Origin of the sequence: Defluviitoga tunisiensis (assembly GCF_000953715.1) — a bacterium.
In the GTDB taxonomy this organism is placed as follows: domain Bacteria; phylum Thermotogota; class Thermotogae; order Petrotogales; family Petrotogaceae; genus Defluviitoga; species Defluviitoga tunisiensis.
This window is the reverse complement of sequence record NZ_LN824141.1, coordinates 719199-743912: the sequence shown is the minus strand read 5'-3', so window position 1 is coordinate 743912 and position 24714 is coordinate 719199. Positions and strand designations below refer to the sequence as shown.

Below are 24714 nucleotides of genomic sequence, written 5' to 3'. Positions count from 1 at the left end.
TCTTTACTACAACCTTGGAGCTATTTCTGGTTAACTTTGAAGCCATTGATATTACTAAAATCTATGGAGTTTTTATTAAACTAGTAGAAGAAATTTCTACCAATTGTAAAATAGTTTTAGGTACGTCTGTATTATCTAGAACCTCGCTAAAATGTTCGGCTCCAGGTCCATAGGCATATATTGGTACTAATGCATCAGTATGTTCTGTAGTAGACCATTTTGCTGTGCAATTAGCTTTTCCAACTATTACTTTGAAAATTGCGCTATGTCTATCTTGTGAATCTTCAATGGAATTGATTTCTGTTGGAGTTAAAGTAATTTCAAAACATTTTTCTATACTATTTTTCAATTCATTTATATTTGATGAATGTGATATTACTTGAGTAATTTCTTTTTGAAAATTCTTCATTGTTTCTAAATCAACAGTTTGACTACCTCCGATAGGCATAGACAGTCCTTTCTTGGTAGCTAAATTCAAACCGCTCACATTTAAAATTAACCCACCTGTTTCATGATCAGCAGTAACTAAAACCAGAGTATCAGGATTTTTTTCAGCAAATTCTAACGCTACTCCAATAGCTTCATCAAACTCTAGGACTTCTTTTATAAGTCCATCTAGATCATTTTCATGAGATCTCATGTCAATTTGAGAACCCTCAACCATAAGAAAGAAAGGACTACCATCTTTTGACAAAATTTCTATTGCCTTTTTTGTCATTTCAGGTAAAGTAGGTTCATCACTGGTTCTTTGAGTTACAGGATGAAGATGATCTTCACTAAATAAACCTATGACCTTTTTCCCTTTTTTACCAACATAAGAAATCATCTCTTGTTTTGTTTTTAAATAATCAAACCTATTAAATTTCAAATCTTCTTGCAACTCTTCAAAGTAATTTGCTCCCCCACCAAATACAACCATTAAATTGCTATCTACTAACTGCTTAGCAAGCTTTGATTCTTCATCTCTGCTTTCAACATGCCCATAGAACCCAGCAGGGGTTGCATGAGTAACTCTGCAAGTAACTACTATTCCTGTTTTATAACCGTTATTAGATAAGATCTCTGTCAAGTTGGGAATAACTTCACAATTTGGAAGCATTCCGATCATTCCATTATTAGTTTTATATCCCGTAGCAAGTGCGGTTGCAGCTGCAGCAGAATCTGTCACTTCATTATTTAAGGAAAAAGTTTGTACATATCCGAACAGGTCTGTTTTTAACATATTGAGTTCTTTACCCTCTATAAACCTAGTTGCAACCACATGATTTTGTCCCATTCCATCACCAATAAATAATATGACATTTTGAATTTCACCTGCATATATAATCAATGACAAAGCAATTAGAAGAAAGATTAAAACTATTTTTTTCATTTTAACTCACCTTTTTCTAAAGAAGTCTCTTGAATCCAGCTAATTATTTGTAAGCGCTTACAAAAATATTATAATATAATTGACAATAATTTCAAAAGAATATTAGAGTCAAATAAAGATAATTAGAAAGCATTAAAGCAATTTAAGCTCAGAAATCATAAAATATCTCACGTTTTGATAAATATATTTATCGGACTAAGGAAACTGCTGGTTATTTCTACTTAAATGCTAATATTTCAACATAAATTACCCTAAATGTCTAAAATTGCGCTTGCACTTACCTTTAATTTTTGGTAGAATGTTTACGTAAGCGCTTACACATAAAGGAGGATAAAATTACCTATGCCAACAATAGACGAAGTCGCCAAATTAGCGGGAGTTTCTATAGCTACTGTTTCAAGAGTTTTAAATTCAAAAAATACTGTTTCAGAAAAAACTAGAGAAAAAGTTTTAAAAGTCATTGAAGAATTAAACTATAAACCTTCAACAATTGCCAGAGATCTTGCTAATAAGAAAACTTCTTTTCAAATTGGAGTTATTATCAGTGAAAGAATCGCAAAAATATTAAAAAATAGAGATCATTACGGTATAAGCGAATTTTATCTTACTGTACTAACAGGTATTGAATCATATTCTAAAGAAAACAATATATCTTTTGAAGTAAAAACATTTGAAGAATGTAGGGGAGATTTTCTAAAAACTATAGATGGTTTTCTAGTAGTTGGTGGCGATAAATTGCCTAGATGTGTAGAAGAATGTGATCTACCAAAAGTTCTTGTTGATAATTATATTCCTACACTTAAGGTTGATTCAATTGTTTCTAACGGTTTTGATGGAGCTTATTATGCTATAAATAAGATGATTGAAAGAGGTTATACTAGGATAGTTCACATTCATGGCTCTGTTAGTTTTTATGGTTTTAGAGATAGATTTGATGGTTATACTGCTGCAATGAGTGATAATGGTTTATTGCCTCAAACATTTGAATGTGATGAGACCCCTGAAGGAATTTCGTATGCATTGAATTTAGCTTTGTCAAAAAATCCTGAAATTATTTTTGCATCAAATGATGTTATAGCCTTAACTATATTGAATACACTCAAAAAAATAGGGATTGCCGTACCAAACGATATCCAACTAATAGGTTTCGATGATATTATATCTGCTTCAATTTCTGAACCAAAACTCTCTACACTTAAAGTTTTTAAATACGAGATGGGAAACATCGCATTGAGCAGATTAATAGACTTGATTAATGAGAAAAATCCTCATCCTGTATTGATTTCTCTTTTTACCACGTTCATGGAAAGAGAAACAACTAAAAAAGAAAAGGAGGTTAAGTAACATGAAGAGAGTGTTGATTCTATCTTTAGTAGCTTTGTTATGTGTGATTTCTTTTTCAGTGACTAAATTGGTATTCTGGACAGCACCAGATCCACAACAGGAAGTTTTTTGGAAGGAATTAGTTGCAGAATATGAACAATTACATCCTGAGATTGATATTGAATGGTCAACAATTCCAGCTGCTGGAAGCTCAGAAGAGGCAATTTTAACAGCTATAGCTTCAGGACGAGCACCTGACGTCTGTACTAATATTTTCTCTGGTTTTGCTGCTCAATTAGTTGAAATCGATCAACTTGTCGAATTTGACAAACTTGAAGGATTTGATGAGGTTGTGGAAAAAAGAAAAATGGGTAATATACTTGAAGGGTGGAAGATAGACGGTAAAAATTACGTCATACCAATTTATTCAAATCCTATCCTGATGTGGTGGAGAGCTTCTTTACTTAAAGAAGCTGGTTTTGATACCCCACCACGAACCTACTCTGAAATCTATGAATTTTCAAAAAAATTTGTTATACCTCAAGAAAGATATTCTGTTCAAATTATTCAAGGAAGAAACTGGTGGGATAGATGGTTTGACTTCATTACTTATTATTATGCTGCTAGTGAAGGAGAACCTTATATAGATACATCTAAAGGTAGAGCTATCTTTAATAACGAACCAGGAAAAGAAGTTGCTACTTTTATTGATACAATGTTTAAAAACGGATGGACTGCTGTAGAACTTGTAAGCAATCCTCTTTATATTGGTGCTATAGCAGGTGGTTTAAGAGGTCCTTGGGAAATATCTTTTGCTCAAACACAATTTCCTGAAATTATTAATGACATTGTAATTACACCTCCACCAGTTCCTGACAATTATCCAAAAGATAAACCTATTTACACCTTTGCTGACGCTAAAGGTTTAGTAATACTTAAAAGTTCAAAACATCAAAAAGAAGCTTGGGATTTCGTAAAATGGTTATTTACAAAGGAAGATTTTGATGTAAAATGGCTTGAATACACAAAAATGCCTCCTGCAAGAGAAGATTTGTTGGATAATGAAGATTTCAAAGATTTTTGGAATGAAAATCCTTTGGCAGCTGAATATGCTAAGTATGTTGCCTACGCTGTTCCTCCTGCACCTATAACTCAAACAGTCGATGTTCAAGATTTAATGACTTTTGAATTTATAGAACCTTTAATGTATCAGAAAAAAGATCCACAAAAGGCTTTAGACGATGCTGTTAAAGCTATAAATAAGATTCTTTGGTAAAGGTAGGAGAGAAAATGTCTAAAAAAAATAAAAACTTAGCAAAGAAGGAGGCAATAAAAGGGTTTTCAATTTCTTCTATATATCTCATTTATGCTGCTATATTTTGGGGTTATCCTTTTGTTTGGCTATTTATTCTAGTTTTTTCTAAATGGAAATTTGTAGGATCTCCTCAATTTGTTGGTTTTAAAAACATAACGAGGGTCTTATCGGACCCTCTTTTCTGGAAAACCGTTCTTAATGTTTTTCGTTTTATGCTATATTATATTCCTCTTGTTCTTTTAGGAGCTATGCTTTTTGCAATCGCTTTAAACAAGCTTAAATATGGAAAAACCTTTGTTACTCTTTCTTTCTTAGTCGCTAATGTATCATCAGGAGTAGCATATTCAATAATGTTCTCAAATCTTTTTGCAGTAAATGGACCTATAAATAAACTCTTGTATAATCTATTTGGAGTAACTATTCCATGGTTCACAAGTCCATCACTAGCAATGTTTTCAATTGCTTTAATAGTTATCTGGAAATTTATCGGGTATTATGGGCTAATTCTATATGCTGGAATTAGCGCCATCCCTGAGTCTTTATATGAAGCAGCAGAATTAGATGGAGCTGGTGGTTTTACAAAGTTCTTTAAAATCACTTTACCTCTTTTAAATCCTTCTATTGTTATGGTTATGGTATTGGCAATAACTCTAGCTTTTGGAATATTTACTGAACCATACATGATAACTGGAGGAGGTCCAATGAGAACTACTCTGACTCCAATGATGCACATGATTACAACCTCATTTCAAAGAATGGATCCAACATATGCTGCTACAATGGCTGTATTTGTTGCTGGAATAAGTTTTGGAATGGTTTGGCTTGTAAGAAAAATTATGGAGAGGGAAGTTGATTTAGTATGAAAACTAAAAAAATGAGAAAAACAGGAAGCGTAATCCTTCACATAGTTATGTTTGGCTTGGCGCTAATTTGGCTGTATCCTTATATATGGCTCTTTTTAGCATCTGTAAAACCATCTGCAGAAATTTATACTCGATTTTGGCCTACAAAATTCACGTTAGAACATTTTAGATTCATTCTAGAAAGTGCCGAAAGAATGAATAGACCTTTTGTTAGAGCTTTTTTTAATAGTTTGTTTGTTTCTATAACTGTAACTTTATGTGTTTTGATAAGTTCAGCAATTATTGCGTTTGCTTTGTCTAAATATAAATTTAAAGCTAGAGAAGGAATATTTAATTTTATTATATTTCAGATGGTGTTTCCTGGTTTTATGTTTACAATACCAATGTATATTTTGATTAGGAATCTGAATTTACTAAATAGTTATGGAGCACTAATACTACCTTCGATTATGAGTGGCTGGGGTATTTTTATGTTAACCCAAAGTTTCAAAGGAACCCCCAACGACTATATAGAAGCTGCAAAGATGGATGGGGCATCTGATTTTTTCGTAATTTTTAGAATAATGGTCCCATTGAACAATTCGGCTATGGCTATAGTTGGGCTTTTCACATTCATTGGTATATGGGATAACTTCATGTGGCCTTTAATAGTAATTCAAGACTATAATAAAATGCCACTTTCTGTACTATTAGCTACTTTTAATCATGAATATGGTGCGTATGTTGGTCCCATAATGGCTGGGTCTGTTATACAAACTATTCCAATGGTTTTAATATTTATTATTTTCAGAAAAGCTTTCTTGCAAGGCATATCAATGACATTAAAATAAGAAACTAAGAAAGGAAGGGATTTATCTTGAATTTGAAACTAAAAAGGCATCCATTAAACCCCTTGTTCGCTCCAAACCCTATGCACTTATGGGAATCAAGATTTGTATTCAATCCGGCTGTAGTGTATGATGGCGAACTATTTCATATGCTCTATCGAGCACAAGGTGAAGACATGGTTTCAAGAATGGGGTATGCTGTAAGTTTGGATGGAGTTCATTTTAACAGAATGGAAAGACCAGTTTTTGAACCCCAACATCAAAATGAGTTGTACGGAGTAGAAGATCCAAGGCTTACTTTTTTAAATGGTAGATACTACATGTGTTATACAGCATATTCTCCAAAGAATATAAGTGTGGCTATGGCTTCTACAAAAAATTTTATCTCTTGGGAAAGATATGGAATAATATTACCCGAAAGCCCTAACAAAGATGCTGCCTTATTCCCCGAAAAAATTAATGGTCAGTATGTCCTTATTCATAGATTAGAACCAGATATTTGGTTTGCATATTCTGATGATTTACTTCATTGGAGTAACTATGTGAAAATTGCATCACCACGTAAAAACTATTGGGATAACTTGAAGATAGGAGCGGGAGGTCCTCCGTTGAAAACTCCGTATGGTTGGCTATTTTTATATCATGGAGTCCAAGACGACGCTCGACCTATTTACAGACTTGGATTTATGCTACTAGATTTAAATGATCCTACAAAGGTATTAAAAAGATCCGAAGAACCAATTTTAGAACCTGAAGAAACATGGGAAATATTTGGAGGAGTTCCAAACGTTGTTTTCTCAGATGCTATGGTAGAGTATAAAGACCAGTATTATGTTTATTATGGAGCTGCAGACAATTATATCGCTTTAGCTACTATCTCAAAAGAAGAAGTTTTCAAATGGATTAATGAATAAATATTTCATTATAGGCTTAGGATAGATAGGATATATCCTAAGCCTTTTTTAATTTAACATTAATAAATAGTATTAATAACAATTTTAACATTTAATTATGAAATAAAAATCGGCAGCTTAGATTAGCTGCCTTATATTGAGAGGGGCGAAAATAGGTTAAAGTGGCTTCTCTTTTATTTTTCTATTAATTCACATTAACCATATTTATATGAAATTTTTGGGTATTTTTACTTTTTTGGTGTTTTTCGGTTATTTTTTGGTGGATATCTCTCAACAACTTCTGAATGAAATATATATGGTTTGTCAACATCCATTTCTAATACAACAGATTGATCCTTATTCAACTTGATAAAAGAAGGTAGCGATAGTGAAAATTCCCATTTATCATTTGAAAGATAGAAATAGAGACCTCTGTTAGTATCATAGTATACAAAAGCATCAGGATAATATCGATAGGTATATTTTGCTCTGTAACCATGCGCTGGAGCCCAAGGTGGTGGCCCTTGATCCTTCGATTTAGAATCTGAAACGATTGCTGCATCCCCAACGGTAATTTCAACGAAATAATCAATCTTTCCCAGAAAACCATTTTGAGCATATATTATTGAAATAATACCTACAATAAATAACATTAATAATAATTTTTTCAATTCAATCACTCCTCTAATATAGATTATATTGTTACCTCTAGACTTTCATTAGATTTTCCCCCATAATCTTTCATTTTTATTTTATATTATCATTATGAATTTACAATTAAAATGTAAGTAAACAGCTTTTTTATATTATTTATCATACTTGACTTTTGTATGATTATGTGTTATAGTTAACTATAACACATAATAAAGCAAGGGAGATATCGTTTTGTCTAAAAATCTTAATTATTTATCTCTAATTTTCCTATCTATGATTTTTGTAATTTGTATATTTTTTGTTTCTTCTCATGCATTACAAATTATCTTATTTATTCTAGGAATTTTCTTTTTAACGTATGCTATTTTTGGAGAAAAGGTCATTTTTATAATTTTTGTTTCACTTTATTTTTTAATTTCTCTTATTATATTTGTTATTTTTAGTATCATTAATCTAATAATGAGAATATTCAAAACATCTTCAAATAGTTCTAAACTAAGTTGAAATTAAAAAACCACGACATCTGAAGTCGTGGTTTTTTATATTTTATATTATCATATCTTTTTTTACAACATTACCGCTTTCATCATATATTTCAAAATGTATTTTATTTACCTTTATCATATTTTTCGGATCTTCCTTTTCTACTTGAACCTTAAAATCGTTACTCTCTTTTAAAATTTCTATTTTCAAATGTCCAAATTCTCCTTTCGCAAAATTGTAGGTCAATCCATCATCATCGTAATAAGTATATACTGCTTGTGAGGTTACTAAACCAACAATCCATAACTCGGTAATTTCTTTTTCACCTACATAATTCATTGGTTCAGTTAAAACCAACAAATTATTTTCTTTTATGAAAAGAGGTATTTGACTTAATTCTGCTTCAATGTAATAATCTCCTGGTTTATAAACCGTCATATTTCTTTCTTCAAATTTTGTGGCAGTCCAATTGAGCCATTTTACATCTGGAAGATATACATATCTTCCCTTTTTGTTTTGTTCATGAACAGGAGCTACCATTAAAGAATTCCCGTACATAAACTGATCTTCTATATCCTTCTCTTTTTTTCCGTCAAATACAAAGGATAAAGGCTTTATAAAAGGTTCTGATTCTTTCACAGAGTTCATATATTCTGAATATGTATAAGGCAAAAGAGCATATCTAAGTCTAACTGTATCTCTCATTATGTTTAAAGATTCTTCATCAAACTGCCATGGCTCTTGAGGCCGGGTATTTAAGGCAGCATGGTTTCTATAAAATGGATTAAATACACCGAGTTGCATCCATCTTATAACTAATTCAGGTGAAGCATCACCACCAAAACCTCCTATATCTGCCCCTGTATAGAAAAATCCCATCATGTTCAAAGATTGCAACAGTCTAATATTGACTAACATATGTTCCCACCAAGACATATTGTCGCCCATCCATATTGAAGCCATTCTGTGAAGTCCTGGATAGCTACTTCTTGATAGTAAAAGCGGCCTTTCATTTGGCAAAAGCGTTTTTAAAGCTTCTGAGGCCGCTTCTGTCATTTTTAATCCGTATAAATTATGTACAAGATCGTGATTTATTAATGTTCCATCATCTAGTTTATGATAAAAACTTTTGTAGTCTTCTCTATTGTTTGGAATATTTTTGATAGCTTCTTGTATTAACGATAATTTCTGACCTAGCTCATTTTCTTCAACTTTCGCTTTTTCTAATGATTCAAATAATTTTTGCACCCTGGTTGGTGTATAAAAAATTGAAGGTTCGTTCATATCATTCCAAACGCCTTTTATACCCATATCTGTAAATATCTTGTATTGTCTCCCCCACCATTTCCTCACGTCGGAATTTAAAAAGTCAGGAAAGTGAGTTAACCCTGGCCAAACAGCTGCAACAAAGTCTTCTCTATTTTTATCAACACAAAAATATTTATTCATTTTTCCTTCTTCATATACATGGTAACCTTCTTCTATTTTTACTCCAGGATCAATGATGGGAATAACTTTAATTCCTTTTTGAGCCAAATCTTTAACCATTCCTTCGTAGTTTGGAAAGGTTTCACGATTAATGGTAAAAACCTTATAACCATCCATATAGTCAATATCTGTATATATTACATCTAGAGGAATATCAAGTTCTCTATACTTATTTGCAACGTATCTAACTTCTTCTTCAGAAAAATAGCTCCATCTAGATTGTTGAAATCCAAAAGCCCATTTTGGAGGTATGTAAGGTTTTCCCGTTAAGGCGAAATATTCCTTTATTATAGTTAATTTTTCATCACACTCAAATAAATAAATATCAAGATCTTTTGAAAAGATAGTAATTTTTATGTAATCTTTATGAGTAAAACCTATATCAAAAATAATTTCAGAAGGATAGTCAATAAACAATCCAAATGATTTTTCTCCATCTAAGATCATAAAAGGATGAGAACCATACAAAGCCTTTTTGTCGGGGGTATGCAGGGGATCATCTGTGGCATAAAATTGGTAAATCTTCCCTCTTTTGTTTAAGGCACCTAAGGTTTCTCCTAAGCCATAAACAACGTCATCTTTTTGCATTTTATAAATAAGGTTTGTTTCTTTATCATTCGTTTCAATTTCAAAATATGGAATTCTAGGGCTATCTTGAAAATTGACTTTACTTAAATCTAGAATAACCGCCCCCGTTTTAAAGGGTTCCCCACTTCTATATAAGTGTGTTTGAGCTGAAATCTGTGCTTTTTTAAACATTTATTCTCCTCCTGTTAAAAAATTTACATTTTTTTAGAAAATAATTCCAATAAAAGATATAAATAAATGGATATTCTGTTATTTATATAATAAAACTTACGATTATTATATCATTTCAATTTAGGAAATGGATTATTATTGTACAAAAAGTTATATAGCAATTTGTATTTTTTGATATTGTCAAGAATGTTGTGTAAGCTAGAGGTAACCTTAGATATTGCTTTAAAGAGCGGAATTTTAAATAAATTACTATTTATTACTAAAGATCCTCCTCTCCCAACACCTAACGTTATCTTAATCACAGTTCAATTAAAATGGAACTCCAATATTCAACTTTTGAAACAAATATTTTTATTCCCTCATCCTCGACTTCATAATCTATTTTAGAAAAAGCTATTTGAGTATCAGGTGAGGCAAAATAAACATTTTGAACATTTTTAATAGGTAAGAATATTTCTAAATTTTCGACTATCTCTGGTTTCTTTGTCTTCGTTCTCCAAAGTTCTGTACTTATTCCTATAAAATTTATAAAATTTATAAAAACATACTCTGAATTTCCCTTTATGTTATACCAAATAGAATTCTTTTTAGGAATTAAGGATAAATTTGATCCTTCTAAGCTTAACTCCTTTTCTGGTAAGTCAAGAAATTGTTCATATCTTATCTGATAATCATAATAATTTCTAAGTCCATCAAGTAATTTTTGACTTGCCACTCCAGCATCTCCTGGAAAATACGGACCTGCAAGTAAAAGCCTGAATTCTCCAAGCTCAAGCCTTCTTCCACCACTAGCAGAGATAACAGCATCGGATAATAGAACATTTTCTTCAAAATTTTCATTTATATAAGCAGCTAATATAACGTCTTTCCTGCTATCCTTTTTTGCTTGTTTAATCATCAAGTACAAATCCAAATAAGTATTACAAGATTCCCATGGTTCAATGTAAATGACATCTCCATTAGTATGTGATTGAATTTCGTTAGGCCAATTATTTACGTAATTAAAAAAAACAGGGGACTGAGTTTCTTTCTTTAACAAATTTATAAACTCCTTAAAACCTTTTGAAGTTAGATACGGCTTGTATTCTCCATTTTTCAGAAAAAGCGAAGTATAATCTTTGGGATATCCGTATTGATCAAGATGTATTCCATCAAAACCAAATTCAAGAGTTTTTTTACACTCTTCAATAAGAAATTTTGTCCAATCTGAATCATTATAAGTATTTGTAATAAGTATTTTTTTATAAAAATCCACCGGTTCATAATTTACTCCTTTTTTCTGATACAATAGCCACTCAGGACGTTGTAATCCTAAATTTCTTTCAACACCATATATAGAAACATATGCCATAGAAAAAATGTTTTTTTCATGTCCTTTCTCTATTAATTCTTTTAAAACAACATTAGATATTGTTTTTTCTCTATTCCATGCATCCTTATATTCCTCTCCCTCTTCATATACTAAATCTCCGTAGTCATACATCCAGTCATAATATTGCAGAGAATTTATGTGATATTGAACTAAATAGTCAAAATTCTTTTCTATATCAAACCTACCTTTTGAAAAATCAGTCAGAAATCCATATCTTGGAGAATCCAGCCAAGAACTTAAAACTGAAAAACCTCTGCTTAATACTAATTTATTGTCTATAAATAAATCTAATCCATATCCTCCTGTTGTGGAAGGAGACTTAAACGAGAAATTGATTTCCTTACTATCTAAATAATTATCAATAGCGAATTCAGAAACTTTTTGAACCCCTTGGGTTATTTCAACTTTAATTTGTTTGTTTTCTTCAAGCATATTTAAAATTCTGATATTAATAGTTTCGTTTGGATAATAATAAGACTTATCGAACAATATATCCACAAATTCACCTCCAAACATAGATGAAAAAAATAGTATTGAATTAGTTATTAACAAAAATTTTTCAATCAGTGAAAAACCTTTTTTTTCTGAAGCATCTAAGAAATCCACCCTACAGTTTTAAGCCACCTTCAGAAACAGATTGAATAAAATATTTTTGGAATATAACATATATTACTAAAACCGGCAAAAGTGATATCATTGTTCCTGCAAATAAAATATTCCATTGTACGCTAAATTGTCCTTTAAGGCCCATTATTCCGATAGGTAAAGTCCAATTATTCTTAGAACTTAATATCAAAGAAGGCCAAAAATAATCATCCCAGATACCCATAAAAGACATTATTGTTAAGGCACCCACTGCTGGGAGAGCTTGAGGGAAAACTATATGGATAAATCTTTGCCAAGCATTAGCTCCATCTATTTCAGCGCTTTCTTCGTATTCTACAGGCATTGCTTCAAAAAATCCTCTAAGGAAAAAGGCATTGAATGCAATTCCACCTATTCCTCCTGTAAAAATAAGGGTAACTTTATTATCCATAAGCCATTTTATCTTGCTTATTATATCAAATTGAGGAATGATTAATAATAATCCTGGGACTGCCAAAGTAGCTATTAATAGAGAGAAAAAAGTTTCTTTAAATGGAAAATTATATCTAGCAAAACCATATGCAGTTAACGTGGAAAGTAAAACATTCAACAGTATAGCAGGCAATGTAATCGTAACACTGTTAACAAAATATCTAGCAAAATCTGCCTCTTTCCAAACTGTGACATAATTTTGAAAAGTCATGGGTTTTGGTATAAGTTGGGGCGGTAAAGAAAAAATGTATGCGCTCTCTTTAAGTGAAGTTATAAACATATAATAAAAAGGGAAAGTCATTATTATGGCCCCTAAAATTAAAATAACGTAAATAAGTACATTATTAATTATTTTTGAATTCCTTTTATACATGAATTTTCACCTCTCAATATAAGCTTCTCTTGGATAAGAGTTTTCTTTGTAGTTGTGAGATAGTAAAAACAATTAAAAAGAAAATAACAGATATTGCAGCTCCATACCCAAAGTGGAAATAATCGAAAGCTTCTTTAAACATGTAGGAAGACAAAACTTCCGTAGAACACATTGGACCACCACCCGTCATTACATAAACTGACAAGAAAACATTAAAGCCACCAATAGTTAGCATCACTAGTTCAAAAACTATAGTAGGAACCATTAAAGGTATCGTAATTTTTATAGTCTTTTTCCAACTGTTTGCACCATCTAATGAAGCAGCTTCATAAATTTCTTTTGGTATACCCTGAAGACCTGCCAAAAAAATGAGCATAGACCATCCTATTCCTTTCCATATTCCTAAAGTGTAAATTGGAACCATGGCAGTTTTTGGATTAGAGAGCCAAGCGATGTTCTTTGGTATTATATGCAAAATGTCTTTAAGTAGAAAATTAACTAATCCTCCTCGTGCTGCAAATAAATATTGAAATAAAATAGATACAATAACCCAAGAAGTTACAACCGGTAAATAATATAATAATCTAAACAACGTTTGACCTTTCATTTTTCTATTTAGTAAGATTGCAACTAAAAAACCTAATATCATTTGTCCAGGTACTGTAACAGCAGTATATAACATAGTATTTTTCAAAGATGTATAAAATTTTGGATCTTGAAACAACTCAAAATAATTTGCTAATCCAATAAATTTATTTGGTATAGCAGGATTTATGTTCCACTCAAATAAACTCATGATAAAACTTTTGAAAATAGGATACAAGGTCCAAGCAAAATAGCTGATCAATCCAGGTAATACAAATAATAAACCTATTAATTTTCTCCTTTTTTCTCTTGTCATGAATTAACCTCCCTATAATTATCAATAAACGGTGGAGGAGGCCCCCACCGTTTAAGAACCTCATTTATATTTCTGAAGAATTTTTTCTATTTCCTTGGCAGCATTGTCCAAAGATTTTTTTGGATCTACTCCACCAATCACAGAATTTTGCCATGCAGAGTCCATTATGTCATTAATTTCATTCCAGGCTGGATGAGGAGAACGAGCAACAGCAGTTTCTAACTGCTCTAAATATACAGGAAAGAAAAGATGAACTTTTATTTCTGGTTCATCTAACAAGCCCTTTAAAACAGGCATTTGGCCAACTGTCGCAAATTTTAATTGCACCTCTTTGGAAGTCATGTATTTTACAAATTCCCATGATTCTTCTTTGTATTTAGTTGAATTAAATATTACGATATCTTCTCCTCCAACTACAGATCTGGAACCTCCCTTTCCTTGTGGTACTAATGCAAAATTAATCTCTGCTTCTGGGTATTGACCTTTGATAATACTCCAAGCCCAAGGGCCATCAAAAGTCATTGCATAAATACCTTCAGCATAACCTTCAAGAACTCCTATTCCTCCTCCACCAATTGGGGCTATATACCCTTGCTCATATAATTCTCTAAAAATTTTTAAAGCTTCTACACTTTCAGAAGAGTTCACATATCCTTCTGCTTTAGAATTTGTAGTATCAAGAATCTGTCCTCCAAATGAATAAATCCAAGGGATACTATTCCATGGCCCAAAACCTGTATCTGCAAAACCCCATTGATCATTTTCTCCATCACCATCAACATCTTTTGTTAGAATTTTAATATATTCTATGAATTCTTCCATAGTATTGGGAGGTTCTTTCAAACCAGCTTCTTCAAACATTTTTTTGTTCCATAAAAGAACTCGCGTATTCGTATCTAAAGGAACTCCATAATAGTTACCTTTCCAATAATTTGTTGAAAGAGGTCCAGGCAAAAATGTTTCTTTGATTTTAGCAAAATCTTGTGGGAACTCCTTGTCTATAGCCAAAAGTACTCCAATATCCGCAAATTGAGGAACCCATATTATGTCCATTCTCATAACATCTGGATATTGGGCAGCAGCTGTGCTCACAATTAATCTTTTTCTCATTTCGTCGTAAGGTACTTGTACTTCAGTAACTTTTATTTCTGGATGTGCTTTTTCAAATTCCGGAATTATTTCTTTGGTCAAAAGCTTATATTCTCCAGAAGTTGTTGAGTAACTATGCCAAAAAATAAGTTCTTTCATCTGAGCCAAAATAAAAACGCTTACCAGTAAAGAAATCACCAAAACAAAAGTCTTTTTCATAGATCTCTCCTCCTTCAAAATTTTGAAAATACTTTTTACACTTCAACATAAAACATTTCTTCTTGAACTACCTTATAAATTCCCCCCAAAATCCATGCATCTGTACCAAGATTGTCGATTTCGAAAGTTACTCTTTCACCTAAATTACCAAAGGCTGCAGCTTTTGCAAACTTGATTGATTTTTCTAAAAAGTAGTCTGAAAACTCTAAAGCCTCTCCCCCTATTAAGATACATTCTGGCGCATAGATATTAATTAAATTCTTAATAGCAATTCCAACAATATATGAATATTCATCAAAAACTGTTTTGAATGTATTTTCATCTTCTTTAAGTGCTAACTTTAAAAAATCAATCTGAGAGGTCTCAAGATTTCGGTAATTTCTATAAGCTTCTTTCAAGGTTAAACTTTTAGTTTTTTCATAGATATTAGTAGCAAGGGCATCAAATCCTGCCTCAGACTCTAGACAACCTTGACTCCCACAACTACAGGTATTACCTTTATCAATCAATGTCATATGACCAAATTCCCCAGCCCCTCCATTACCTGTATACAGTTCACCTCCAATAACAATCGATCCTCCAATTCCTGTTCCTAAAGTAAGTACTAACGCATTCTTATAATTGACTAATTTTCCTTTCCATAAGTGGGCTATAGTAAAAGAATCCACATCATTAATTAAATATACTGGTGCTTTAAGTACATGTTTTATTAAACTAGCAAGTTTTACATTCTTCCAATTTAGAAGGAATGAATCAAGTACTATACCTTTTTTAGGGTCTACTGTTCCTGAAACTGCAATCGCTATTCCAACTAGACTATTTTTGTTTTGCTCATCAACATAATTTTTTATTATGTTGGTAATTTTTACGGGATCTGCTTCTTCACCATAATCTAGTCGCGATTTTGATAGTACGTCCCCATTTAAATTGGTTATCATTATGTATAAATATCCCACTCCCACTTTAACCCCCAAAATGTTTCCATAATCTTTATTTACACAAAGTAAAATTGGTTTTCTTCCACCGGTCGAATCACTTTCACCCAATTCAACTACTAAATCTTTTTGAATCAAAATTGAAACTATTTTCGTCACTGTCGCACTACTAAGACCTGTTTTTCTGGCAAGAGACGCTCTATCAATTTGTTTTTCTAGAAAAATTGTTTTTAAGATTGTTTTTTCATTTATGTCCCTTATTAATTCTCTACTTCCTATTATTGACATTTTTATCTCCTTTTATTGATTTAATACTGACATTAGAAGTTTTAAAATCCGCCATTATATATGTTTAGTATTTGATGTTTTTGAAAAATATCAGTCTACTTATAATCCAAACTTACTCTTAATTTGTTTAAACCTTTGTAACTTGTACCGAGGAAAGAGGAGAGTGCTTTACACTAAATCCATTAAAAAAATCATATTTAAAAGCTTGCTAGAGACAATTAGAGGATTTCATGATGTGAATTTATATATTTAAAATATATGTTTTTAGAAGGTTATTTAACTTTCTTTCTTTACTAAGGAAAGTAAGTTTATTTTTATTATAGGTTATATTTAAAAAATAAACAAGTATGATTATATGTGATGAGGAAAGTTTAGAAGGAGTTAGATACAATTATTGTTGTATTTCTAACTTTTTCTCAATTTCTAAGATATTTTTTTGAAGTTTGAAAAACAAGTACAAAAACCCTAAACAATTTCAACGGAAAAATTGTCTTATATGTTTTGTTTAAGTTTTTCAATAGGAAAAATTTATTAGTGATTGTTTATTCAGATAGGTCTGCACAAGCTTGTTCAGGAGCAATATGATTAATATTAAACCCTGTTCCCCATTCAAAACCTGCGATGTTTGTTAGTCTTGGGATTATTTCAATGTGCCAATGATAATAGTGTTCTAAGCCTTCAATAAAAGGTGCAGTGTGTATTACTAAATTAAAAGGAGGATCATCTATCTTTTTTTCAAACTTTTTAGCAATTATTGAAACAGCTTTTGCAAGATCTTCAACTAGAGGTGGTTTTGTTTCAATACTTCCAAAATCATGAGAATGTTTTATAGGTAATATCCATGTTTCATATGGGAATCTAGAAGCATAGGGTTCAATTACTACAAACTCAGAAGTTCTGAAAACAACTCTAACCTTTTCAGATAATTCTTGAGAAATTATATCGCAAAATACACATCTTTCTCTGAAATCATAATAAGATTTAGCACCTTCAATTTCTGAACGAATTGTAATAGGAACAATTGGGGTGGCTATAAGCTGTGAATGGGGGTGTGATAGTGTAGCACCAGCTTCTCTTCCTTTATTTTTAAAAATTTGTATGTATTTAATATTTCTATCTTTTCTGATCTCTTGAAATCTTTTGACATATGCCCACATTATCTCTCTAATTTGACTTTCTGGCATTTTGGCGAGAGAGGTATTGTGTTCTGGAGTTTCAATTATTACTTCATGGTATCCATATCCTGACATCTGGTCATATATTCCATATCCTTGTTTTTTCAATTCATGTTCAGTACTTAATGCAGGAAATTTATTTGGAACGACCCTTAACCACCAACCAGATGAATTGGGTTTCGAAGAGGGTTCTCTAAACGCCAAAACCTCTGGTGGGGTACTATATTCATTACCATAATCAAAAGGACAAAAAAACGTTTCAGGTTCTTCAACAACCTTTTTAAAATCTATTGGCCTTTTTGACCTTTCCGAAGATATAATAACCCATCTTTTCACAATGGGATCTTTTCTCAATTCTATCATTTTGTTTATGACACCTACCTATTATAATTTTTCATGTCTTTGGATTCTAACTTTTTTTCGACATAGCTTTTTTGTAAAGTTCTAAATATTCTTTTGCAGATTTATCATATGAAAAATCTGCGCCCATGCAATTTTGAAACAATATTTTCCAGTCATCTTTCTTTTTTTGATGGTAATATACCGCCTTTAAAGATGTCATTAGCAGTTCGCTTTCATTGTATTCATAAAAACCAAACCCTGTTCCAACTTTTGAAATCGGGTCATATTCTATAACCGTGTCCTCTAGCCCACCTGTATATCTAACTACCGGAATTGTTCCGTATCTCATTGAGTACATTTGACCTAGTCCACATGGTTCGTATCTTGAAGGCATTAGAAAAATATCCGAACCCGCATATATTTTTTGGGCTAAATCTGTATCAAAAGTGATATTTATAGAAACCTTTTGTGGAAACTCATTTTCTAAGGATTTGAAAAATCCTTCATAATTTTCATTGCCTGTTCCAAGGATTACAAATTGAATATCTGTAAGAAGAAGATATTTTATCATATTTTTTATCAAATCTATACCTTTTTGTTCATATAATCTGCCTATAAAAGAAACGATTGTTGCACTCTTTTTTTGAGGTAGATTGAGGTATTCTTGCAACTTTTTTTTATTTTTTAGCTTGTCTTCGTAGGTTTTTATTGGATAAAAAATATGTGGATCAGTTAGTGGGTTATATACAGAGTAATCTATCCCGTTTAATATGCCATAAAGATCTTCTGATCTTATCTTTAAAATCCCTTCTAACCCAAATCCGTATTCTTTTGTTTGTATTTCTTTTGCATAGGTTGGGCTAACAGTGTTGATAACATCACTAAACATAATTCCACCTTTTAATATGTTGACTTTTCCATAAAATTCCAAGGCTTCCATATTAAAAAGATAAGAAGGTAAACCTGCTGTTGTTAGTACTCCAGAATCAAATAATCCTTGATATCCAATATTATGTATAGTTAAAACTGTAGCTATTTTTCTAAGTGAGGTATCTTCATAATAATTAGTTTTTAAGTAGACTGGAATAAGAGAGGTATGCCAGTCATTTATATTTATTACATCTGTATCTGATTCAATTTCTTTTATTGTTTTCAAAGAAGCATCACAAAAAAAAGACGTTTTTAAAAATATGTTCTCTTCTTCATATATATTTTTGGAATCGAATAATTTGTCTGTTTTTATGAAGTATATTTTAACCTCGGAATTTGGTAAATAGCCTTGATATACAGAAAAAGGAATTTTATAAGTATGAGAATCTGGCATCAAATTTTCTTTAACCAACTTAAACTGAGAAACATCAAAATTTTTTTCAATACTTTTATGCAAAGGCATAATTACGTAAGGTTCTGCACCCATCTTTTTTAAATATATGGGAAGAGCACCCGCTACATCAGCCAATCCACCAGCTTTTGCATATGGAGAAACCTCATATGATACATAAGCAATTTTCACAAAAGAACCTCCTTACTTTGATATTCTGTCCTTACATACCTTTGTCTTCTTCATAAATCCCTTCATATTCGATTTCTTGATCTTCTAAGATTTCTGAGATTTTATTTATATCTTTAATACCTAGTTTTAAACTAACCATTCTTTTGTTTTCTGATATTTTTGCAGTCATTAACGATAAAACATTGATTTTTTCTCTGGCAAAAACAGCTAAAACTTTATTTAGCTCTCCTGGTTCATCTTTTATTTTTATAATAGCCCTTGTACCAGCTTCATCCATTGCTGAAATAGTTTTAAAGGCCTTTAGTAATTCGAAAAATCCAAAGGTACCAACCGGGAACAACTCACTATCCACAACAGGTAAAACTTTAACTCGATTTTCTAACATGATTACTAAGGCGTCTTCTACCAAATCGTCATCAAATAAAAAACTGTCAGTAGGATCAAGAATTTCTATTAATTTTCTATTAGGTTCATATGTTTTCAAGAATTCAATATCCATTTGTGATAAGAGATTATATAGTGTTCCATCTCGTCTTATAACAACTAAAGAATCTCCAATTGAGATGAGTTTATTTATAGCCTCCTGGACTGTTTCATAGTAATCAATTTTTGCAAAATGTGTATTCTGCCATAATTTGATGTACATTTTCTGGCCCCCAATAATTATATAAAATAAAAGTGTTTCATTTATCTATAGCTGTGACATCAAATACCCAAAAACCTTTGTATCTTCTATTAAATTAGCTACCTTGACATATTCATTTGGTTGGTGAGCTGTACCGTCTATTGTGGACCAAACTACTGCGGGAAATCCTGCCCTTCGAACAATCGCCGCACAAGTTCCACCACCTATTCCACCAACAGTTGGTTCAAAATTTCTTAATTCTTTTATACTTTCTTTTAGTAAAATAACCGATGAATGATTTTGTGAAGTTGACGGTGCAGCTTTTTCTACATGATATGGTTCAATTTGTATTCTAACATTTAACTTTTTTTCAAATTCTTTAGAAAGTTTTTTTAATTCATTTATTAATTCTTCTATATCATAATTTGGCAATATTCTTCCGTCAAAGTATACAACATCAGTTCCTGGAATGGTATTTACATTTTCAACATTAGTAACTTTCTTAGTGGGTTCAAATGATGAATATGGATAATCAAACAAGTCATCTTTTAAATTATAGTTCTCATGTATATATTTATCACAAGCTAACGCAAATTGCATGCCTGCCCTATGGGCGTTTATTGAAACATTTGGCATTGAAGCATGTCCTTGTTTACCTTTTGTAGTAATTTTTACCCACATAATTGATTTTTCTGCAATTTCAATGAAGTCTCCTTTACTATTTCCTGCATCTGGCACATAAAACCAGTCTTCTTTTTCAAATATACCTTGCTTCAAAAGATATTTTATTCCATAATCAGAACCCGTTTCCTCGTCAGAAACCAAAGCAATAGCAATATTATTTTTGGGTCTGATTCCTAAATCCATAATGCTTTTTAATGCATATATAGTTGCGATTAAAGAAGCTCCGTTGTCTTCACTTCCTCTTCCAAAGATCTTTCCGTCTTTTTCTACTGGGGTAAAGGGGTCTGTATCCCATAAACTTAGATCTCCTGCAGGAACTTTATCCATGTGTGTAACAAACCAAATAGTCTTATCTGGATCTGTTCCTTTATATGTTGCAACAATATTAGGCCTATAGCCGTATTTAACTTCTTCATCAGGGGCATCGTATCTTTTAATTTCATCAAAATTCCATTGTTTTAGTAAGGATTCTAGCCACTCTGCTGCTTCTTTTTCTCCCGGTCCTCCTGTTCGAGGATTAACAGAATTTATGGAGATGAATTTTTTAGAACTATTGACAATTTCTTGACTTAAAGAATCGACTTTTTCGTCTATCTTATTTTTCATTCTTTGAAGTTCCTCCTTTGATCAATTTAATAGACATTTTAAAATTTGTGAAACCATTATTCAATAAATGCTAAAGTGTTTAGTTATTTGAAACAATTCCTAACTGTTCTTTTGTGTTCATCCCAAAAACAAAGAGGAAACTTGAAATTTGTAGCCTTATAAATTCAAAATCCTATTTTCTAGAAAGACTTAGCTTCTAAAGTATAAAAATTATTTTAGTTTAATTCTTTTAAGGTCTTTGAGAGAATTTCTTCAAAATTATAGTCGTATTCTATCTTTATTGGTTCCAAAATTTTTTTTATTCCAACTATATATCCAGCTTTTGGTTTACCAAAATCTTTAAGTAAATACATATAAAATTGAATTTGAAAATTATAATCATTTATCTTTTTTGGATCATTTAGGTCTGAAAATTTGAAATCTAGTATCTCAATCTCTCCATCTTGTATTATAACTTTATCTGGAATTCCAAAAAGCATGTATTCCCTGTCTTGATATTTTGTTCTTTTCATGAGTCGCCATTCGTTTTTTATAATTTTATTAGGTTCAGGTGAAAATGCTTTTCTAATTATTTCTAATTTATCAAAACCTCTTGGCAACTCACCTAATTCGATCATATTTCGTATATGGCTCAAATTCTGAGCACTACATAATTTTTTGTGTAATTCGGAGCCTTTTTTTAAAAGATTTTGCTCTGAGAACAACTTATCTATTTCGAAAGTAAGAGATAGGTTAATTTGACTATCTTCCAAATCTTCTGTAACTTGTAATTCTGAAGGCTTAACTTCGTGGATTAAATAAGTTGGGGCTATATACTGTTTATAGGCCAAATTTCTAAAGTCTTTTAGATTTTCTTGAGGAACCTCTTTAAAAATATTTTCGTTGTCTTCATCGCTTGTTAGTTCTTCTGTATTTTCAATTTCAATATCGCGGCTATCTATTATATCAATATGATCATTTTTTTCAATTTTAAAAAAAGTATTTAGGGTACCTTTCCCATCACCTAAAACTAAAATAGGAATGAGCAAGTCTTTTGCCCTGGTTATTCCTACATAAATAAGTCTATTGGCCTCAGTTAATTCTAGAAAATCATTGTTTTTATACCACTTTAATAACCAATTATCGCTTTCTTGAAAGATCTTTTCAATTTTTTTGTTTTTTAAAATATAATACCTGTTTCCATTCAAATCTGGTAGCGAAAATTCTACATCAATATAATCATGAGTATCGGTAACTTGAATATTTCTATGTAAACCCATCAATATAACTATTGGAAATTCTAACCCTTTTGCTTTATGAATTGTCATTACTTTCACACTATTAGAAGTTTCATCTTCGATAGAGGCTTCTTCTTCTGAAAATGAAGTTGCACTTTTTAAATATCTAACTAATTCTGAAAAGGAATTTGCAATGTTGTTATAATTTTCAGCATCGTTCATTAGCTTTTTAACGTTAGATATTGCAACTTCTGGATCTTTTGTTAATGATAATTTTAAAAAGTAGTTGTTTTCATTTATTATACCTTTAAATATAGCTGATGGGGTTAAATAATATTTTAGATCTTTATATTTTTTTAAAACTTCATAGCTATTGACTATTCCATCTGAAAACATATCTTTTATTTTTTCAAATGTTTCAAATAGCGAACCTTCTCTATATTGTACCAATTTTGATAAATCTTGAAAGCTCATTCCGACTAATAATGACATCATATACCTAACAAATTCATAGTCATTGTATGGATTTTGAACACAACTGATAGCAGCAAAAATTGCTTGAATCTCTGGTCTATTGTAAAAAGTTTTACTACCCGATATATAAAAAGGGATGTTATATTTTGAGAAAACTTCTCTAATAGTTCCTTCGGAGTTTTTTAGATCTCTTGTAAGTATAGCTATATCCTTCGGTTCAATTTTTCTTCTCTCATAACAAAGTTCACCATTCTTTCTCATCAAAAAATCAATTTCTTGACCTAATAATTTTTTTATTACCTTTGCTATAGTTTCAACTTCATGATATATTCGATCATCAACATTATTTAACTTAATATATTCGTCTTCATAAACAGTTACATATTTAATTCTTTTTTTATCAGTTCCACTTAATGAAGGTACAATCTCATCTTCTTTAGGAGGTATCTCAGAAGAAAATTTATCTCCACTATTAAATATAAATGTATTTAACAATAAGGGGTCTATATCTTCTAAATTGATGTTATCTTTGTTGAACAAAGCATTTTCTGAAATAAAATTGGCGTAATCTATTATTCCTTTATGAGACCTCCTGTTAATTGTTAATTCTCCTAGAAGGACTTCTTCAGATGACTTTTCGGAATCAAGCAATGTCTTAGAAAAAACAGAAACGTCCGCTCCTCTAAACCTATAAATTGATTGTTTTCTGTCACCTACATAGAAAAAATAATTGTCATTTGTATGAAGTTTATCAAATATTTCTTTTTGTAAGTAATTAGTATCTTGAAATTCATCTACTATTATGTATTTAAATTTATCTTGATATTTTTTAAGTAAAAACGGATCTTCAAATACCTCTAATACTTTTTCGGAAAGGGCTTTAAAATCATACATGAAAAGATCAACAGTTTGACCTAAAAAGAATTCACAAGCTATGAGTGATAATATTTTTAACAACCATAAGATATCTTGATATATCTCACTAAATGTTTGGTCTGAAAGTTGAAAATCTTCTACTACGTTTGCTCTTGACATTTCTAATCGCCAGTCGCTTATTATCTTATTTAAGACTTTATTTAACTGCTTTAATCCTATTTCCTTTAAGATATGTTTAAATGTAACCTTAAATCTATCTTTTTCTGCTATTATTTGTTTTATTTGATTTTCTATATTCTCTTTTCTTTTCGTAGGTAAAAAGTTTATCCAATCGGTGTCTTTCTCTTCATAGAGTTCTAATATAACCCTCAGGGCAGAATAAACTGCTTTGTCGATCTCTCTTTTCTTTTGAAAATCACTAATAATAATAAAGTTTGGGTCTACACCAATTGCTATGTTATTTTCCCGTATTATACGCGAACAAAAACTATCAATTGTTCTAATCCAAGACCTTGATAAATTTATTTTTATCTCATTCCAATATCTGCTCCACTCAAATTCATTGTATCCAGAAGGAGGCTTTTTTGTAGATTTTTTTGAAACTGAATCCATTATTCTGTTTTTCATTTCTGCAGCAGCCTTATTTGTGAAAGTAACTGCAAGTATATTATCGACTATATCAGAGTTAGGAAAGTTTGTTTCTAAAATTTTAAGGTAGTATTGTGTCAACAGATAAGTTTTGCCAGTTCCCGCTGAAGCAGAGATAAAAAAATTCCTGTTAGGATTATCTATTTCTTTATATATATCAACTTTTTTTATACCCATTTTCCTACCAACCCTTTTATTTCATAGTATATTATAATATTTTTACATCCTGCATTTATTATATCATACAAAGCTTTTTCATTTTCAAAAAAATGAATTGATTGCTTTCTATTATAGTCCACTTTTCCAAGACTATATTAAAAAGA

19 protein-coding genes are annotated in these 24714 nt (G+C 31.0%); 5 read left to right on the top strand and 14 right to left on the bottom strand.

What is annotated here, in order from left to right; all coding sequences use genetic code 11:
• Positions 1-61: 61 nt before the first annotated feature.
• Positions 62-1372 carry an alkaline phosphatase gene (locus tag DTL3_RS03530; RefSeq protein ID WP_045087550.1) on the bottom strand — a complete coding sequence of 437 codons (1311 nt, stop codon included), beginning with the start codon at positions 1370-1372 and terminating at the stop codon, positions 62-64.
• A 342-nt stretch (positions 1373-1714) separates the two neighbouring features.
• Between DTL3_RS03530 and DTL3_RS03525 the strand changes: the two genes are divergently transcribed.
• From DTL3_RS03525 to DTL3_RS03505, 5 genes are read left to right on the top strand one after another with little or no spacing between them, the layout of a single operon-like run.
• A complete protein-coding gene (locus DTL3_RS03525; RefSeq protein WP_045087549.1) occupies positions 1715-2716 on the top strand; it encodes a LacI family DNA-binding transcriptional regulator in 1002 nt (333 codons plus the stop codon).
• A 1-nt stretch (position 2717) separates the two neighbouring features.
• Positions 2718-3971, top strand: a complete 1254-nt coding sequence (locus DTL3_RS03520; RefSeq protein WP_045087548.1) for an extracellular solute-binding protein — start codon at positions 2718-2720, stop codon at positions 3969-3971.
• 14 nt (positions 3972-3985) lie between these two features.
• Positions 3986-4873, top strand: a complete 888-nt coding sequence (locus DTL3_RS03515; protein ID WP_045087547.1) for a carbohydrate ABC transporter permease — start codon at positions 3986-3988, stop codon at positions 4871-4873.
• Complete coding sequence (locus tag DTL3_RS03510; RefSeq protein ID WP_045087546.1) at positions 4870-5703, top strand: carbohydrate ABC transporter permease; 834 nt, start codon at positions 4870-4872, stop codon at positions 5701-5703. Before DTL3_RS03515 ends, DTL3_RS03510 begins: the two co-directional genes overlap by 4 nt.
• A gap of 26 nt (positions 5704-5729) precedes the next feature.
• Positions 5730-6614 carry a glycoside hydrolase family 130 protein gene (locus tag DTL3_RS03505; RefSeq protein ID WP_045087545.1) on the top strand — a complete coding sequence of 295 codons (885 nt, stop codon included), beginning with the start codon at positions 5730-5732 and terminating at the stop codon, positions 6612-6614.
• 227 nt (positions 6615-6841) lie between these two features.
• On the opposite strand, the gene DTL3_RS03500 is transcribed toward DTL3_RS03505, so the two are convergent.
• From DTL3_RS03500 to DTL3_RS09845, 13 genes are all read right to left on the bottom strand, one after another.
• Positions 6842-7264 (bottom strand): hypothetical protein, encoded by a 423-nt coding sequence (locus DTL3_RS03500; protein WP_045087544.1) that lies wholly within the window; start codon positions 7262-7264, stop codon positions 6842-6844.
• A gap of 529 nt (positions 7265-7793) precedes the next feature.
• A complete protein-coding gene (locus tag DTL3_RS03490; protein WP_045087542.1) occupies positions 7794-9977 on the bottom strand; it encodes a TIM-barrel domain-containing protein in 2184 nt (727 codons plus the stop codon).
• A 298-nt stretch (positions 9978-10275) separates the two neighbouring features.
• On the bottom strand, positions 10276-11955 hold the full coding sequence (locus DTL3_RS03485) for a glycoside hydrolase family 66 protein (protein WP_045087541.1): 1680 nt from the start codon (positions 11953-11955) through the stop codon (positions 10276-10278).
• 1 nt (position 11956) lies between these two features.
• The gene (locus tag DTL3_RS03480; RefSeq protein ID WP_045087540.1) at positions 11957-12799 is read right to left on the bottom strand and encodes a carbohydrate ABC transporter permease; all 843 of its coding nucleotides are present in this window, start codon (positions 12797-12799) and stop codon (positions 11957-11959) included.
• 13 nt (positions 12800-12812) lie between these two features.
• Positions 12813-13700: a carbohydrate ABC transporter permease gene (locus DTL3_RS03475; RefSeq protein WP_045087539.1), complete on the bottom strand. Its 888-nt coding sequence runs from the start codon at positions 13698-13700 to the stop codon at positions 12813-12815.
• A 60-nt stretch (positions 13701-13760) separates the two neighbouring features.
• The gene (locus tag DTL3_RS03470) at positions 13761-15008 is read right to left on the bottom strand and encodes an extracellular solute-binding protein (RefSeq protein WP_052670324.1); all 1248 of its coding nucleotides are present in this window, start codon (positions 15006-15008) and stop codon (positions 13761-13763) included.
• Positions 15009-15043: 35 nt separating this feature from the next.
• Positions 15044-16231 carry an ROK family protein gene (locus tag DTL3_RS03465; RefSeq protein WP_045087538.1) on the bottom strand — a complete coding sequence of 396 codons (1188 nt, stop codon included), beginning with the start codon at positions 16229-16231 and terminating at the stop codon, positions 15044-15046.
• Between the two features lie 542 nt (positions 16232-16773).
• Positions 16774-17769, bottom strand: coding sequence for a galactose-1-phosphate uridylyltransferase (gene galT, locus DTL3_RS03460; RefSeq protein WP_045087537.1), 996 nt, complete (start codon positions 17767-17769; stop codon positions 16774-16776).
• A gap of 46 nt (positions 17770-17815) precedes the next feature.
• Positions 17816-19261 carry a glycogen synthase gene (locus DTL3_RS03455; protein ID WP_045087536.1) on the bottom strand — a complete coding sequence of 482 codons (1446 nt, stop codon included), beginning with the start codon at positions 19259-19261 and terminating at the stop codon, positions 17816-17818.
• Between the two features lie 31 nt (positions 19262-19292).
• Positions 19293-19907, bottom strand: a complete 615-nt coding sequence (locus tag DTL3_RS03450) for a CBS domain-containing protein (RefSeq protein ID WP_045087535.1) — start codon at positions 19905-19907, stop codon at positions 19293-19295.
• A gap of 45 nt (positions 19908-19952) precedes the next feature.
• A complete protein-coding gene (locus DTL3_RS03445; protein WP_045087534.1) occupies positions 19953-21176 on the bottom strand; it encodes a M20 family metallo-hydrolase in 1224 nt (407 codons plus the stop codon).
• A gap of 215 nt (positions 21177-21391) precedes the next feature.
• A complete protein-coding gene (locus DTL3_RS03440; protein WP_045087533.1) occupies positions 21392-24568 on the bottom strand; it encodes a UvrD-helicase domain-containing protein in 3177 nt (1058 codons plus the stop codon).
• Complete coding sequence (locus DTL3_RS09845) at positions 24559-24690, bottom strand: hypothetical protein (RefSeq protein WP_269446383.1); 132 nt, start codon at positions 24688-24690, stop codon at positions 24559-24561. Before DTL3_RS09845 ends, DTL3_RS03440 begins: the two co-directional genes overlap by 10 nt.
• Positions 24691-24714 lie beyond the last annotated feature (24 nt).